The organism is Campylobacter concisus (assembly GCF_002165785.1).
GTDB classification, from domain to species: domain Bacteria; phylum Campylobacterota; class Campylobacteria; order Campylobacterales; family Campylobacteraceae; genus Campylobacter_A; species Campylobacter_A concisus_W.
Map to the genome: position 1 here is coordinate 77,047 of NZ_NDYO01000002.1, position 13,345 is coordinate 90,391.

20 protein-coding genes are annotated in these 13,345 nt (G+C 38.6%); 7 read left to right on the forward strand and 13 right to left on the reverse strand.

Going from position 1 to position 13,345, the window contains the following annotated elements:
- Window position 1: 1 nt before the first annotated feature.
- From B9N62_RS01735 to gatC, 3 genes are read right to left on the reverse strand one after another with little or no spacing between them, the layout of a single operon-like run.
- Window positions 2-613, reverse strand: coding sequence for a CvpA family protein (locus B9N62_RS01735; RefSeq protein WP_087580342.1), 612 nt, complete (start codon window positions 611-613; stop codon window positions 2-4).
- The gene (locus B9N62_RS01740; protein WP_087584098.1) at window positions 613-1,752 is read right to left on the reverse strand and encodes a type IV pilus twitching motility protein PilT; all 1,140 of its coding nucleotides are present in this window, start codon (window positions 1,750-1,752) and stop codon (window positions 613-615) included. The genes B9N62_RS01735 and B9N62_RS01740 overlap by 1 nt, the downstream gene beginning before the upstream one ends.
- A gap of 10 nt (window positions 1,753-1,762) precedes the next feature.
- Entirely contained in the window at window positions 1,763-2,050 is a 288-nt protein-coding gene (gene gatC, locus B9N62_RS01745; protein WP_087584099.1) for an Asp-tRNA(Asn)/Glu-tRNA(Gln) amidotransferase subunit GatC, read from the reverse strand.
- Window positions 2,051-2,177: 127 nt separating this feature from the next.
- Here gatC and B9N62_RS01750 point away from each other — a divergent pair, with 127 nt between their 5' ends.
- From B9N62_RS01750 to B9N62_RS10330, 6 genes are all read left to right on the forward strand, one after another.
- On the forward strand, window positions 2,178-2,741 hold the full coding sequence (locus B9N62_RS01750) for a hypothetical protein (protein ID WP_087584100.1): 564 nt from the start codon (window positions 2,178-2,180) through the stop codon (window positions 2,739-2,741).
- A complete protein-coding gene (locus B9N62_RS01755) occupies window positions 2,741-3,748 on the forward strand; it encodes an L-seryl-tRNA selenium transferase (RefSeq protein ID WP_087584101.1) in 1,008 nt (335 codons plus the stop codon). The genes B9N62_RS01750 and B9N62_RS01755 overlap by 1 nt, the downstream gene beginning before the upstream one ends.
- Window positions 3,745-4,077 (forward strand): hypothetical protein, encoded by a 333-nt coding sequence (locus tag B9N62_RS01760; protein ID WP_087584102.1) that lies wholly within the window; start codon window positions 3,745-3,747, stop codon window positions 4,075-4,077. Before B9N62_RS01755 ends, B9N62_RS01760 begins: the two co-directional genes overlap by 4 nt.
- A complete protein-coding gene (locus B9N62_RS01765; protein ID WP_084041953.1) occupies window positions 4,064-4,693 on the forward strand; it encodes a type III pantothenate kinase in 630 nt (209 codons plus the stop codon). The genes B9N62_RS01760 and B9N62_RS01765 overlap by 14 nt, the downstream gene beginning before the upstream one ends.
- On the forward strand, window positions 4,690-5,298 hold the full coding sequence (gene hisG / locus B9N62_RS01770) for an ATP phosphoribosyltransferase (RefSeq protein ID WP_087584103.1): 609 nt from the start codon (window positions 4,690-4,692) through the stop codon (window positions 5,296-5,298). The genes B9N62_RS01765 and hisG overlap by 4 nt, the downstream gene beginning before the upstream one ends.
- Before the next feature lie 166 nt (window positions 5,299-5,464).
- On the forward strand, window positions 5,465-5,767 hold the full coding sequence (locus tag B9N62_RS10330) for a cytochrome c3 family protein (RefSeq protein WP_141083196.1): 303 nt from the start codon (window positions 5,465-5,467) through the stop codon (window positions 5,765-5,767).
- A 339-nt stretch (window positions 5,768-6,106) separates the two neighbouring features.
- Here the strand turns inward: B9N62_RS10330 and B9N62_RS01780 are convergent, their stop codons facing one another.
- From B9N62_RS01780 to B9N62_RS01795, 4 genes are read right to left on the reverse strand one after another with little or no spacing between them, the layout of a single operon-like run.
- A complete protein-coding gene (locus tag B9N62_RS01780; RefSeq protein WP_087584104.1) occupies window positions 6,107-7,078 on the reverse strand; it encodes a phage late control D family protein in 972 nt (323 codons plus the stop codon).
- Window positions 7,072-7,263, reverse strand: coding sequence for a tail protein X (locus B9N62_RS01785; protein WP_087584105.1), 192 nt, complete (start codon window positions 7,261-7,263; stop codon window positions 7,072-7,074). Before B9N62_RS01785 ends, B9N62_RS01780 begins: the two co-directional genes overlap by 7 nt.
- Entirely contained in the window at window positions 7,256-7,627 is a 372-nt protein-coding gene (locus tag B9N62_RS01790; RefSeq protein WP_087584106.1) for a phage tail protein, read from the reverse strand. Before B9N62_RS01790 ends, B9N62_RS01785 begins: the two co-directional genes overlap by 8 nt.
- Window positions 7,628-7,631: 4 nt before the next feature.
- Window positions 7,632-9,872, reverse strand: a complete 2,241-nt coding sequence (locus B9N62_RS01795) for a phage tail tape measure protein (RefSeq protein WP_087584107.1) — start codon at window positions 9,870-9,872, stop codon at window positions 7,632-7,634.
- A 42-nt stretch (window positions 9,873-9,914) separates the two neighbouring features.
- On the opposite strand from B9N62_RS01795, the gene B9N62_RS10435 reads away from it, so the two are divergent.
- Complete coding sequence (locus B9N62_RS10435; RefSeq protein WP_180382143.1) at window positions 9,915-10,082, forward strand: hypothetical protein; 168 nt, start codon at window positions 9,915-9,917, stop codon at window positions 10,080-10,082.
- 129 nt (window positions 10,083-10,211) lie between these two features.
- Here the strand turns inward: B9N62_RS10435 and B9N62_RS01800 are convergent, their stop codons facing one another.
- Genes B9N62_RS01800 through B9N62_RS10695 form a run of 6 tightly spaced genes read right to left on the reverse strand, consistent with a single transcriptional unit; the run spans window position 10,212 to window position 13,330 of the window.
- Window positions 10,212-10,451: a phage tail assembly protein gene (locus B9N62_RS01800; RefSeq protein WP_087584108.1), complete on the reverse strand. Its 240-nt coding sequence runs from the start codon at window positions 10,449-10,451 to the stop codon at window positions 10,212-10,214.
- 28 nt (window positions 10,452-10,479) lie between these two features.
- The gene (locus B9N62_RS01805; RefSeq protein WP_087584109.1) at window positions 10,480-10,995 is read right to left on the reverse strand and encodes a phage major tail tube protein; all 516 of its coding nucleotides are present in this window, start codon (window positions 10,993-10,995) and stop codon (window positions 10,480-10,482) included.
- 10 nt (window positions 10,996-11,005) lie between these two features.
- Window positions 11,006-12,169 carry a phage tail sheath family protein gene (locus B9N62_RS01810; protein ID WP_087584110.1) on the reverse strand — a complete coding sequence of 388 codons (1,164 nt, stop codon included), beginning with the start codon at window positions 12,167-12,169 and terminating at the stop codon, window positions 11,006-11,008.
- A 2-nt stretch (window positions 12,170-12,171) separates the two neighbouring features.
- Window positions 12,172-12,789, reverse strand: a complete 618-nt coding sequence (locus tag B9N62_RS01815; RefSeq protein ID WP_087584111.1) for a DUF7338 family protein — start codon at window positions 12,787-12,789, stop codon at window positions 12,172-12,174.
- Complete coding sequence (locus B9N62_RS10440) at window positions 12,786-12,938, reverse strand: hypothetical protein (protein WP_180382144.1); 153 nt, start codon at window positions 12,936-12,938, stop codon at window positions 12,786-12,788. Before B9N62_RS10440 ends, B9N62_RS01815 begins: the two co-directional genes overlap by 4 nt.
- Window positions 12,935-13,330, reverse strand: a complete 396-nt coding sequence (locus tag B9N62_RS10695) for a hypothetical protein (protein ID WP_257640159.1) — start codon at window positions 13,328-13,330, stop codon at window positions 12,935-12,937. The genes B9N62_RS10440 and B9N62_RS10695 overlap by 4 nt, the downstream gene beginning before the upstream one ends.
- Window positions 13,331-13,345 lie beyond the last annotated feature (15 nt).

Below are 13,345 nucleotides of genomic sequence, written 5' to 3' on the forward strand. Positions count from 1 at the left end.
CTTATTCCCCTTTTGTGATATTAGAGTCAGTATTTACACTAGCATTTGCATCCGTTGAGATAAATGCGTCAGTTTTATTTGTATCCATTGGTCTTGCCACTATCTCATCTAACTCACTTTTGATATTTTTTACATCAAGATTTGTTATCCATTTGCCAGTTTCTATCAAAACCGGATAAACTTTACTGTTCGCAAAATAAGGAGCAATTATATTATTTAGCGAAGTGCCAGATATTACAGCAACTACTGCCGAAAATGTTAAGAAAATTTTTCCACTTCCCATAACAAATCCACCAAGTCTATCCAAAAAACCAAGTCCGCTTACTGAAACTATTTTTGATAAAAATTTACCAACTAGCAAGCAGACTATCCAGAAAACTAGCCAAAGAGAGATAAATGCGACAAACTGTAAAAATGAAGGATTTTCAAATTTATATATATTTTTAGTTATAAACTCACCAGATAGATCTGAAAACCTACTAGCTATAATTAAGCCTCCGATAAGTCCGATAAGTCCGAAAGCTTCTTTGATAAGTCCATTTAATATGCCTTTTATGCCAAGCATCAAGACAAGAGCAATAATAATAATATCAAACCACGTTACTAAATCCATTATACAGTTCCTATTAAATTTTGAAGTTCTTGCTGACTAGTTGAATAAGCTAGCGCATTTTCTTTTGTAATCTTACCCTCTTTTAGGACTTTCATCAAAGCCTGAGTTTGCGTACTCATGCCAGTTTGTTGTTGATTTAGCTGCATCTGAGAGTAAATTTGATGTATTTTATTTTCACGTATCAAGTTCGAGATAGCCATATTGTTTATTAAAATTTCATGCACAGCACACCTTCCACCGCCTATCTTTGGGATTAGACTTTGTGAAACGACAGCAGTTAGCGAAACGCTAAGCATATTTCTTACTTGTAATTGCTCGCTCCCATCGAAACTATCAACGATCCTATTTATAGTTTGAATGGCTGAATTTGTGTGAAGCGTACCAAAGACCAAGTGTCCAGTCTCAGCCGCAGTTATAGCTGTAGATATCGTTTCTCTATCTCTCATCTCGCCCACAAGTATGATATCTGGATCTTCGCGAACCGCAGATTTTAGAGCCCTTGAGTAAGAAGTTGCGTCAGTGCCGATATTTCTATGAGAAAATAGAGCTTTTTTATTGTTATGCACAAACTCGACTGGATCCTCAATTGTAATAATATGCTTTCTATAATTTAAATTTATCTCATTAAGCATGGCTGCTAGAGTTGTTGATTTACCACTTCCTGTCGGTCCAGTAACCAAAATAAGACCTTTTTCACGCTTAATAATATGCTTAAAAATTTGTGGGGCATTTAACTCATCAAGAGATGGGATATTGATTGGGATTATACGAAAAGCAGCAGCTAAATCACCATTCATGGTATAGTAATAGTTGCCACGAAAGCGACCAATATCTGGAAGCTCAATCGCAAAGTCAAGCTCTTTATTATTCTCAAGTTCACTTTTTTGTTCATCAGTAATCAAGGCAAAACATAAATTCTCTATATCCTTACCACTTAATATGCCAAAATCAATGGGCTTTAAAGCACCGTCTACTCTTATTTGCGGCTCGGATCTTGAAACAAGGTGAAGATCGCTTGCCTTATCACTCACAACAGTTTTTAAAAGTGTTTTTATATCGCCAGTAAGATTATTAAGGTTATTATCTTCTGGTATTTTTACACTTAAATTCTTTGCTTGAAGCTGTTCGATTAGATCCATATTTTTACCATTATTCTATTATTTTTGGTACAGCAAAAAAATGCCCTTCACGTGAAGGAGCGTATTTCAAGATCGTATCAATCACATCACTTAGTCTTGGCTCATCTTCTCTTAAAGGCGTGCCACCTTTTATAGAGCTAACTACAGCTTCATCGCTACTTAGATCAAGTTCATTTAAAATATCAACAAAAGATACAATCTCACTTAGTTGTTTTTTTACCTCTTCTCTTTTTTCATCACTGATTTGTAAGGCAGAAAGTTTTTCTAATTTATTTAAAAGAGTATCATCTATTTGCATTATATAAGTAACCTTATTAATTAATTTTGAGCCATTATATCACATTCAAGCTTTAATTTTGGGATAGTTTTAATTTAATTATGTTAAAATCTGCGAATTAAAATTTTTTAAAAATAAAGGAAAAGCGTTGGCTATAAAAGAAGATCTAACACAGATAAAACAAGAGATTGGTGCTCAAGAACAGTTTTTAGAAAGCATGATCAAAGGTGAGCGTTTCTTTAGAAAGTATAAAAAATTTATGATAATTGCCATTATCGTTGCCGTCATTGCAATTATTGGATTTTATTCGAACAAAATAATAAATGATAATAGAATTGAAGATGCAAATTTGGCTTACTCAAAGCTCATTTTAAATCCAAATGATACAAATGCCTTAAGCATTTTAAAAGAAAAAGAACCAAATTTATATGCACTTTTTTCACTTCAGCAAAAGCTTGATAAAAATGAGACAAATGGCATTAGTGAGCTTGCAAATTTAAAAGTAAATCCTATAGTAAAAGATATCATTCTTTCACAAAATGGTAATGCAAACACTCAAATTTTAAGCGAATATAGCACACTTTTAAAAGGTTTTGAGCTTTTAAAACAAAACAAAATCAAAGAAGCAAATGATGAGTTTAATAAAATTTCACTTGACTCTCAACTTCAAACTTTAGTTAAAAATTTAAAACACTATCAGGGAATAAAATAATGAAAAAAATTACTCTTTTCTTGGCTTTTGCCTTGGCTTTAGTTTTAAGCGGATGTGGTACAAAAAGACAATATTTCGAGCCAGCTCAAACCTCTGGCAAAATTTCTTTGTCAAAAGATATGCCATCTTATATCAAATCAGCAAATGCAAATGGTGCCACTCTTGATAACGGCAATATTATCACCAAAAATGGCCTAAATACAAACATTAAGTTGCCTGAAAATTTTAATTTCTTAAATGAAAACAACGGCTTTATCATCTCAGCTAGTATAAATGGCGATCTAAATGTGACAGATCCTAACGGACACAGCGTTTATAGCAATAAATTTCCAACAGCTATCGTTGCTGCCTCTCTTGATCAAAACCTATTAGCAGCTATCAGCGCGGCAAACCATATCTATCTAATAGACATAAATACCGCAACAACAATAATGGAATATAGCTCGTCTAATATAGCAGCAGTTGATTCAAGGGTCATAGCACCATTTTTTATGAGCTCACTTATCGTTTATCCGGCATTAGATGGCAAAATTTACATAGTACAAAAAGAGACTGGTAGAATTTTACGTGACGTGGTCGTAAGCTCTGAAAATTTCTTTAACAACATCATATTTTTAGGCGTTGAGGGCGATAATCTAATTGCAGCAACAGCGAAAAAACTAATCGTTATAAATCCAAACCAGACAGTTTATTATGACGGCGAGATCAAAGATGTATTAGTTAATAACGATGAAATTTATATCTTTAAAAAAGATGGTACAATCGTAAGAACAAATCTTATGTTAAAAGAGCAAAATAAAGTAAATTTCAAATTTGCCATCTTCTCAGCAGCTACTATTATCAATAATAAGCTTTACGTAATCGAAAAAACAGGCTACGTTATAAAGACAAATTTAGACCTCAGTGGAGCTGAAATTTATGAGTTTAGCGATGAGATAAAAGATAAAAGCTTTATGGGCAATAGTGCCTTTTATTATGATAATGAGCTTGTTAATTTAGGACAATGAACCAAAAAATTTGGGAGCTTTTTGAAGCCAGAAAAATCCTTTTAAAAGATATAAAAGTACTTAATACAAGTGAATTTAGCACAAAAAAGACGCTTGATATCTTTTGGGGAGTGGACAATAAGAGCTTTTACAATCTTGTTTTTTTAAGAACAGCAAAAAGTAGATTACTACGCAAAGAGGCTTTGGAGCTTGAAGAAATTTCTAAAAAAATAGAGATAAAATTCCAAACAAACCTAAGAAAAAAAACTATATTTTATAGCTCTGGCATTTGTTCTAAAGCCTTAAAAGAACTACAAGATAATAATTGGCGATGTTATGATTTTGTGTAATATAGGCAATACCAATGCTACATTTTTAGAAGATGGCAAAATCTCACGTATGAAAATTTCTGAGTTTAAAAGCTATAAGCCAGAAAAAAAAGTATATTTTATATCCGTAAATGATGAAATTTTAAATATTTTAAAAGATAATAAGATGTTTGTGGATCTAGAACCATTTTTTACTATTGATACGATATATCAGGGTCTAGGTGTAGATAGAATCGCAGCATGTTACTCTATAAATAATGGCGTAATCGTTGATGCTGGAAGCGCCATAACAGTTGACATTATGGCAAATTCTATCCATCTTGGAGGATATATCTTGCCAGGCATTTCAAGTATGCTAAACGCCTACAAAAGTATCTCGCCACGACTTGATATCACTATAAATTCACAAATTGACATAGATGCACTACCACAAAAAACAGCTGATGCCGTGAGTTATGGCATTATTAAACCGATAATAACTCTACTAGATAAGCTAGCCGGTGATAAAAAAGTCTATTTTACTGGTGGAGATGGCGATTTTTTGTCAAAATTTTTTAAAAATGCTATTTGCGACAAGATGCTAGTTTTTCGTGCCATGCAAAAGCTAATAACTGAAAAGAAAGATATGATAATATGATAACAGTAGCACTACCAAAGGGAAGAATAGCTGAGGCAACACTAGAAATTTTTAGAAAAATTTTTGGTTCAAGTTTTTTATTTGAAGATAGAAAATTAATCCTTAAAGAAGGAAATTTTAGATTTTTAATGGTTCGCAACCAAGATATCCCAACTTATGTCACCGAGGGCGCAGCTGATATTGGTGTGGTGGGACTTGACGTACTTGAAGAGCACAAGCCAAATGTTGTAAGGTTGCTAGATTTGAAAATCGGACAGTGTAAAGTTTGTATTGGCATAAAAAATGACTCTGAATTAGATCTAAGCCAGCCAGAGCTAAAAATAGCTACAAAAATGCCAAATATAACAAGAAATTATTTTACGAAACAAGCCGTAGCTGTAAAGATCATCAAGCTTTATGGCTCGATCGAACTTGCACCACTAGTTGGCTTAAGCGATGCGATAGTTGATGTCGTTGAGACTGGCTCGACTATGAAACAAAATGGACTAAAGATCGCTGGTGATATCATGCAAAGCTCAGCTTATCTAATAGCAAATAAAAATAGTTTTATCATTAAAAAAGATGAGATTTTAGAACTTTACAAAAAAATCAAAGAAGAAATTTAAAGTCCTTCTTTCTTATCATAAAGTACAAAATTTCTCTAATTATAAAGTCCGACTATTCGCTTATAAATTCTTTTGGAATAACGTAGTAGTAGCTATTGGCGCATCTTAGTACTTAGCAACACAAATTTAATCACGAGAGATTATTATTTAATCAAATTTTAGTCTATTGTTAATTTATCTTAATAGAATTAGTACTGACATACCAAAGAGCGATCTAAATATTACAAAGATAGTAGTTTCTGACGAGCTAAGAGCTAAGCATAAGCTAAAGCCTCATTACGAATATCTAAGCTTTGATTGCATTGATTGCCATCAAAATCAAGGCGATAATCCTAGCAAATTTAAAGAGATCGGTGATAATGGCTGCACTAGCTGCCATACAAATATGATAGATAGCAATAAAATATCAGCACAAGCTCAAAAGATGTATACTCACTATAAAAAATTCTTGGCAGTGACAAAAAACTAAAATTTGTAAGTTGCCACTATGAAGCAGGACATAGCACTGGCTTTAGAAATTACCTTGAATACTGGAAGCCAATATATAAAAATTTATGAAAATAAGATGCTTGAGCAAAAGATTGATACTAAGAAAAAATTTTGAAAGATGATTATAACTATCGGCGCGCATTTAAAATAAGAGTATCTTGTATATAAAATGAGAGCGAGGCAGAAACCCATGTTCTTTCACTCTCATTTTATATGCCGATTTTGTCCTTTTAAACGCCCTTTAAAATATCTTTTAAAACTCTTGTTCGCTTTTAATCTATATGCTTCATATCTCTAAGTAGACCTACAAATTAATGTTTTACCCCTCAAATTCAATCTCTATTTCGTAATTATCCGTACTTAATCTATGGCTTACGCTTTTGATACTAAATTCATTTACCTCTAGTCCCGCTATGCCACTAAATTTAAGCTTGCCGCCTGCTACTATATTTGCGCCAGGCAAAGAGCACCTGCCGTTTATGCCGCCGCGCTGCAATTCGTTTAGCTTTGCTTCACCCATTTTAAAGGCTTCATTGTCGCTCTTTGGTTGGGCTATTTGCATCTTGTAGATTTGATCTCCTGCGCCTACCTTAATACTCTTTGTTTTACCCGCTTCTATGTCTTGCCACTCTACTATAACCGCTCCGTAGGAGTTTCTGTTTGCCTCCGTAATCTCTAACGAGTAAAGCTCGGCTAAATTTAGGGTAAATTTAGGCAAACTCTCGTTTTTAGGAGTATTTGACGTTTGCATTTCGTCTCCCTTTGCATCTTTTGCGGCTATGACGATGGTGTTATTTTTGACAGCCATGATAAAGCCGTAATCAAAGCACAGCCCATACAAGAAATCTAGATCTCCCGCGTCGTTTTGCAAGACGGAGGCGATATTTTGATCTTGTCCGGACGTTTTTACGGCAAGCTTATTTTCGCCAGCTATTTTTCTTGCTATTTCAAATACGGTGGTGTTCTCCCAGCTTCTGCGCTTTTTGATTTTTTGAGGGCTTGCGAAGTTTACGGCAGTGGCTCTTACTTCCGTAGCGTAGTTTTTGTAGTCTCTGCTTGCGGTCTGGACGCTAAACGAGCCGCAAAGGTAAAGATCGTCCCCATATCCTAGCCAAAGTTTAAGACTATCTCCGAATACGGGCTTAGCGTATATGCCACTAACGCTAAAGCTTATCTCGTCGCTTTTGCTGCCTTCCTTGTCGTCGAAATTTAGACTGATGAGATTTGCTTTAATGATCTCCGTAATATCTTTGCCGTTTGCTTCGAGTTTGAAATTCGGGTGTTTTACCATAATTTGGCCTGTTCTTTGGCTTTCTCTTTTATCTCGGGCAAAAATACTTTATCGCCCGCTTTAAGCGTAGCGGCTAGTTTTGGATTTAGAGCTAATACTTGCTCGAAAAATCTTAGATGCCCGTAATGGTTATAGACGATAGTATCGAGCCTATCGCTATCCTTCGCTATGTAAATTTTAGTCATAATCTCTCCTAAGCTCCAAACTAAAGCTCTGTGTAAAAAACGCTCCGTTTGGGGTAAATACGGCTTGTTTTTCGCTGATTTTAATAACCGCAAACCTGCCGAAATATTTGCCGTTTCCGTTGGTTAGCGGATAACTTTGCCTTGAGTAAGCTATATCGTAAAGTCTTTTAAGTGCCGTTTGTTTGTCGCCGTTATAGGGCATAGTCTGGCCCTCTATGCTCACGGTTTGGTTTCCTAAATTTGCCGCAAATAAAACGGGGTGATTTTGGATGCGGTCCTGCGAGCTTATGCCAAACTCGGTCTCCAAAGATATACCGCCTACTTGTTTCCAGTTAAATTTAAAGCCTCCTAAATTTAAGACCATATCTCTACCTTTGCTCTCTTATTTCTGTATTGACGCTATTAAATTCATCTCTTTTAAGCGCCTCTTTGACGCTTCTTGTGATTTGAGCTTTAAAGCTTTCCAGATCGAATTTGCCGTTATTTGAATTGAGTAAAAAATCGCCGTTAAAGCTTATATTGATATTTGCCCCGCTTGCGGTAGCCGCTACTGCGGCGGCTTGCGGGGAGGCGGGGTTAGACGCCGCGAATAAGGTCTCTTTGGCCTTTATCGGCGCGTTTTGAGGTTCTTCGTCGTTAAACCAAGAAAAGGGGTTATACCAGTTACTCTCTTTGCCGTCTCCTATACCAAGAGCGTCTTTCGTCCAATCAGTAGCCGCCCCGAGCACGTTGCCGATAGAGCTAACGGTATCTACGACCCACTGAAATTTCTCGGATACCCAATCAAAAAAGCCTCCGAATATAGATCTCCACCACTCTACGACCCCGTCAAATATCGAACTAAAGAAATTTGAAGTAGCCTCCCAATAAGGCTTTACGTTCTCCCAAATGTTTTCAAAAAAGGTTTTCGCCTTATCCCAATTTTCTATAATCCATGCCGCGCCCGCCCCGAGAGCTACTACCAAAGCCCCGATTCCGGTAGAGATGAGGGCTAGGCGCATTATCTTCATGCCGGCCGCGGCGGCTATAAAGCCGGCACGTAAAAAAGCTAGCCCTCTACCTAGTATCAAAGAAGCACCCGCGGCGATTTTCGTAGCCCCGCTCCAAGCCGCGGTTAGTATTAACGCAGATCTTAGCCTAGTGCCTACTAATAGCATACTAAACGCATGGGCTTTTGCTGCTAGCGTCGCGCCAGCTAAACTAAACGCGTGAGCGCTCCACCTAGCCGCCGCTACCAAATTTAAAGGATTTAAAAATTTAAGCATTTTAACGACGCCCAAAAAGCCGTCCGCAACGCTTAAAAGCGCGATTTTACCGATAAGCAAAAGCGGCTTAAACATCATAAAACCCGCAACAGCGCTTACTATTACGGCGCTCGTCGTAGGAAACTTAGAGTTTAGCTCGCCAAGCGTACCGGCTATCCCGCCCAGCGCCGAAGCAAGGAGGTTCGCAAGCGGTAAAAACGTCTCTCCAAGATTTGAGCCTAAATTTCTCCACGCCTGCGTCAATCTTTCTATGCCTGATTTCGTAGTATCTAGCTTGGTTTGAAGCTCTTTTTGCATAGATCCTATCGCTTCGTTCGAGCGGGCTAATCTCATGTTTTCTTTAAGGGCGCCTATGTTGGTGACGAGCCCCGCGATTTCATCGTTAAAATTTCCGCCCACTAGATCGTATAAAAGCCCCGCTTGCTTATCCTTATCGGCTTTTGAAATCGCTTCTAAAAACGTAGTTATCGCGCCCGCGGCGTCTTTAGCCAGAGCCGCTTTTAGATACCCGGCGTCCATACCGATACTAGCTAACGCTTCTTGAAACGCTTTGCCTTTTTTATCCGCCATCGATAGGGTCGAATAAAGCGCATTTAAGCTAGTGCCCACGACCGACGTAGCTTTACCGGTGCTTAGCATGGTAGAGCTAATCGCGGCGGCGTCGGTCGCGCTTAATCCGATTAGACTCGCATTTGCGGCCGTTAGCGCCGTAGCTTCGAATATCTCGTCCGCGTTTGCGTTGGTTACTTTGTTATCGAGCAAATTTACTCGGTCGAAAAAGTCGTTTAAAAGCTCTAAATTATCCATTTTAAAGCCGACTTTCATATTATTGGCCGCGCGAGACAAGGCGTCCGCGCTCATTTCAAACGCGACCGAGCCGGTAGCTAGCATCTTCGTATAGGCTACTAGTTCGTCCCCTTTTAAATTTATTTTACCGCCACCTACGGCTATTTGAGCGATATCGCCGAAGCTTTTTCCTAGCGAGGTGCTTAGTCCTCTCATACTATTTTTTAACGTAGTTAAATTTTCATCGGTGTCGTCTACGTATTTTTTAACGTTAGCAAACGCCGCTTCGTCGTCGATGGCTAGCTTAATAGGCAAACCGATAGCCGCAGAGTTGGCGATAGCGCCTAGATTTGAGGTAAGTTCGCTAAAAAGCTCTTTTCTTGCCGATTTTATTTGCGCCGATAGGCTGGAAAGCTTGGCGCTATCTAGGCTCGTAACGGCGTTTTTGGCCTGCGAAATTTTACTTTTTAAACCGTCGAATCCCTTTTTTAACTCCGAAATTTGACTTAACCCTTTAACGGCTAGGCCTATACTAATACCGATTTGCGAGTTGTCCATAATTTTCCTTTAATATGCTATAATCCGTGAAAAGGATTTAAAATGGCTTTTCTTGTTCCGATTTTTATATTTTTATTTTTCTATGCCTCGCCGGTAGGGTTTTGGCAGACATTAATCGCTTTGTTTTTCGGACTAGGTTTGTTAGGCGGCTTAATAGGCGGAGTTGGCGCCGTTTTAAACGCTCCTAGAATATTAAAAAAATCTAACTAACTCCGCTTTTGACCTTTAAAATTCGCTCCGAAATTTTAACGAACTCGCTAAAATCTATTACGTCTAAATCTAAAATTTCGTTATAGCCGAACCCCAAAACGTAAGCTACCGACGCTACGGCCTCGTTATTTATGCCGATTTTTTCGCAGGTTGCAAAAAATCCTTAACTACCTCCTCGATCGCTTTAAAATCAAGCATATCAAGGCTTTCTACTTCGTCGCTTGACATATTAGCGCAGCTAACTACTAGCTTGATCGCTCTCTCGTCGTCGCTTTTTTCAAGCCCGGCTAGCTTCATAACTCTAACCGTAGGCGCGAAAATTTCTACTTCTTTGCCGTTAATAGGCAACTTAATCGTCGTTTTTCTCATCATATATCCTTTTAAATTTTAGTTTTATTTATTCGCCCAAATTTGAGCGCACTTGCGCCAAATAATCCACACCGCCTATAAGACATATCATGTTTTCGACGTCTAGTAGCGCTACTGGGACTTTACCTATATTTATATCTAAAAAATGAACGGCTAGCTTGACGCTCACTTCCATCTCTTTACCGCTTTCAAAGCTTCCCGGATCTATCTCGGTAATATCCCCGGTAACCGCCATAGAAAAAGGTTCGGGAGCGCCTTTGCCGGATTGAAAGATGCTAGCCTTAAACAAAAAAGGAATTCTGTTATTCCAAGTGTTTAGCCCGTATCCCAGATAGGTATTTTTATCAAGCACGCTTAGCTTAAACTCCATTTCCACCGGCTTTATCGTTCCGCTTGCGAAATTGCCTCCAAGAGCCCCTTTGGCTTCGATCGTCTCTTGTTCTATCTTTGGTATAGTGAGCGATTTAACTACGCCCAAATATCCTTGACCGTTTATGAATACGTTTGCTTCCTGGATAACCTGAGGAATTTGTCTTTTTACCATTTTTTACTCCTTATTTATTTAAATCGTTCATAAGCGTTTCGCCGTATTTATCCACGTAGATAAAATCAAGTGTAAGCTGCTTAACGATCGGATTGTTTTGCATTCTGACGTCTAGATAAAATTTACCGTCCGTGATATTGGCCAGCGTATTTTTCTCGCTCCAGCTAAGTTCGTATCCGAGCAATACTTTTGCCCCGATTAGACCGCGCAACAGCTCACTAACGCTTCTTTTAGCGTGATATAGCTGGTCTGCTTTTTTATCTATCGCAAATAGCACCCCTTTTTGGCAAGCCTGCGAAATACGGTCAAATACCCTTACTCTTGCAAGATCTTTCCATATAGTATCTTGATCGCTAGTCTCTCCGCCCCACGCTCTAAAGCCGCTTTCTCTGATGACGGTCGAAATTTTTGCCGCCCTTAGCTCATCAGCCGTGCAAGTTTCGCCTAGCTCGAAATCTACGTCTATTTCCGTGCCCGAAACTCCTATCATAACCCTATTTGAGTAGCTGTCGCTATATCCAAACTCGCTTGTGCCGTCCGTATGAGCTATCATGCCCGCTATTCTCGCGCTTTGCCCCTCATAGACATAAGCGTTGGTTTCATCGTCCCAAACTTTGACGTTAGGATACGCCGCAACGAGCCTTCTAGTGCCGAAGTCTCCCATCTTTACTATCGCTGCGGCCGCGTCCTGGGCTTTTAGATCTACGATGCCGGTCGCTTTTAGCCTGGTGGCTACTTTTTCTATCTCGCCCTTTACGGCGTCTTCTTGGCTAAATCCAGGTGCTATGATTAGATTAGGGTTATATCCGAAGCGAGATTTTGCTTTGGTTAGCTCCGCTACGGCCTTTTTGCACTCGGTGATCTCGTCGTTTGTATCGCTATCGTCGTCTTTGGTGAATACGCCTAATATTATTTGCGTATTTACGGCCTGATCTTCGATGCCCTTTAGTGCCCTATAAATAGAGCCTTTTTTAAAAGCTTGGCTCGCGTCTCTTTTCGCCTTGTATTTTGCCTCTAACGCTTCAAGTGCCTTTGCTGTTGTCATATAAAAATGTAGACCATTTTCTAACACCTCTTCATACCCTGCTATACCAATAGGCGTAGTACTTTCTACCGCTATAGGTCTTGCCGCCTCAGCTGATACGGTTACGTTTACACCAAATTTTGCTGCCATTTTTATTCTCCTTTTTGATTTACTCTCTTAAATGGGTTGATTGCCCACACTGATTTTAAGATAGGCTTGTCGTCCGCCTCAAGATACTTTTCTGCGTTTATCTCATTCATACCTGCCACGTCCATCAGCTTCCAACCTAGGTATATGCGGCAATAGAAATTCTTGAAAATTCCTTTGTATCTGATAGTTTGGTAATACCCGAAACGCTCTTTGCCGTTTTTGAGCTTGCAGATCACTAGACACCAGTCAGAGACTATGCCGCCGTTTGATGTGACTTTCGGATTGCCTTGCGTGATCACACTTGATGGCACGATGTCTTTTACTTTCACACCTAAAAATTTGATCGAAAAGACACCGATACGATTTCTAAGCAACCAGCGCAAACGAGCGTAGTATGTCCTTTCTTTTCCCAAAAAGTGCTCGCTTTTCCAGCCCTCATCACCATTTATGCCATAGTCAGGATCATCAAACCAGCTCGCCCACTTTGGCAAGTGTTCGTCCTCTTTTTTGCAAAAAGCCACTGCGATCGGCACTATGAAAAATGCCAAAATTTCAAACGGCAGTTCGATGATTATATTTTTTATGACTTGGCAAATTTGTTTAGCTGTTAGTTTTCTCATTTTTTACCTTTTTCGGTTTTTTCTGTGTTTTCCAGCTCTTTTGAGTCGGTTTCATACTTCGGGCTTTTTGGGCAGCCATTCCAAGTGCAATCGCCGTTTTTGTCTAGCTTTGAGCTACAAATCTCGCAGCGTTTGATTTGTTTTCTCATTGTTCGTCTCCTTTTGTCAAATTTTCTTTTTGAGTGAGAAGCTCTTTGTATTCCTCGCGAAGTTCAGGCAATACGCTATCGTTTCCAATCAGTATGGCGTGTCTGATATATCCCTCGGTCTCTTTGATTTGCTCATCAAGCTCGGCTAGCTCTTTTTGCTTTTTATCTTGTTCGCTTAGTACTTTTTGTTTATATACGAGCTTACCTTTTTCTATATAGTTTGCACCCGTGTTAATCGCCTCTTGCCACTGCTCGTCTGTAATCTTTATATTTGGTTCAGGTATGCTTTCGTGGATACTGTCATCGTAATAACCTAAAATTTCAAAAGTATCCTTATTGAAATAAGCGTATTTGCTTGATTGTCTTTGCTCTGTTTGTTCTATTTCTTCCATTGTTCTTCCTTGTTT

What these genes read in the sequence shown, in the direction of transcription:
- B9N62_RS01755 (WP_087584101.1), top strand. Translation starts at nt 2,741, where the DNA reads ATGAAAAAAATTACTCTTTTCTTGGCTTTTGCCTTGGCTTTAGTTTTA.
- B9N62_RS01780 (WP_087584104.1), bottom strand. Translation starts at nt 7,078, where the DNA reads ATGGTAAAACACCCGAATTTCAAACTCGAAGCAAACGGCAAAGATATT.
- B9N62_RS01785 (WP_087584105.1), bottom strand. Translation starts at nt 7,263, where the DNA reads ATGACTAAAATTTACATAGCGAAGGATAGCGATAGGCTCGATACTATC.
- B9N62_RS01800 (WP_087584108.1), bottom strand. Translation starts at nt 10,451, where the DNA reads ATGAGAAAAACGACGATTAAGTTGCCTATTAACGGCAAAGAAGTAGAA.
- B9N62_RS10695 (WP_257640159.1), bottom strand. Translation starts at nt 13,330, where the DNA reads ATGGAAGAAATAGAACAAACAGAGCAAAGACAATCAAGCAAATACGCT.
- B9N62_RS01735 (WP_087580342.1), bottom strand. Translation starts at nt 613, where the DNA reads ATGGATTTAGTAACGTGGTTTGATATTATTATTATTGCTCTTGTCTTG.
- gatC (WP_087584099.1), bottom strand. Translation starts at nt 2,050, where the DNA reads ATGCAAATAGATGATACTCTTTTAAATAAATTAGAAAAACTTTCTGCC.
- B9N62_RS01760 (WP_087584102.1), top strand. Translation starts at nt 3,745, where the DNA reads ATGAACCAAAAAATTTGGGAGCTTTTTGAAGCCAGAAAAATCCTTTTA.
- B9N62_RS01805 (WP_087584109.1), bottom strand. Translation starts at nt 10,995, where the DNA reads ATGGTAAAAAGACAAATTCCTCAGGTTATCCAGGAAGCAAACGTATTC.
- B9N62_RS01765 (WP_084041953.1), top strand. Translation starts at nt 4,064, where the DNA reads ATGATTTTGTGTAATATAGGCAATACCAATGCTACATTTTTAGAAGAT.
- B9N62_RS10440 (WP_180382144.1), bottom strand. Translation starts at nt 12,938, where the DNA reads ATGAGAAAACAAATCAAACGCTGCGAGATTTGTAGCTCAAAGCTAGAC.
- B9N62_RS01810 (WP_087584110.1), bottom strand. Translation starts at nt 12,169, where the DNA reads ATGGCAGCAAAATTTGGTGTAAACGTAACCGTATCAGCTGAGGCGGCA.
- B9N62_RS01790 (WP_087584106.1), bottom strand. Translation starts at nt 7,627, where the DNA reads ATGGTCTTAAATTTAGGAGGCTTTAAATTTAACTGGAAACAAGTAGGC.
- B9N62_RS01795 (WP_087584107.1), bottom strand. Translation starts at nt 9,872, where the DNA reads ATGGACAACTCGCAAATCGGTATTAGTATAGGCCTAGCCGTTAAAGGG.
- B9N62_RS01740 (WP_087584098.1), bottom strand. Translation starts at nt 1,752, where the DNA reads ATGGATCTAATCGAACAGCTTCAAGCAAAGAATTTAAGTGTAAAAATA.
- B9N62_RS10435 (WP_180382143.1), top strand. Translation starts at nt 9,915, where the DNA reads ATGGCTTTTCTTGTTCCGATTTTTATATTTTTATTTTTCTATGCCTCG.
- B9N62_RS01815 (WP_087584111.1), bottom strand. Translation starts at nt 12,789, where the DNA reads ATGAGAAAACTAACAGCTAAACAAATTTGCCAAGTCATAAAAAATATA.
- hisG (WP_087584103.1), top strand. Translation starts at nt 4,690, where the DNA reads ATGATAACAGTAGCACTACCAAAGGGAAGAATAGCTGAGGCAACACTA.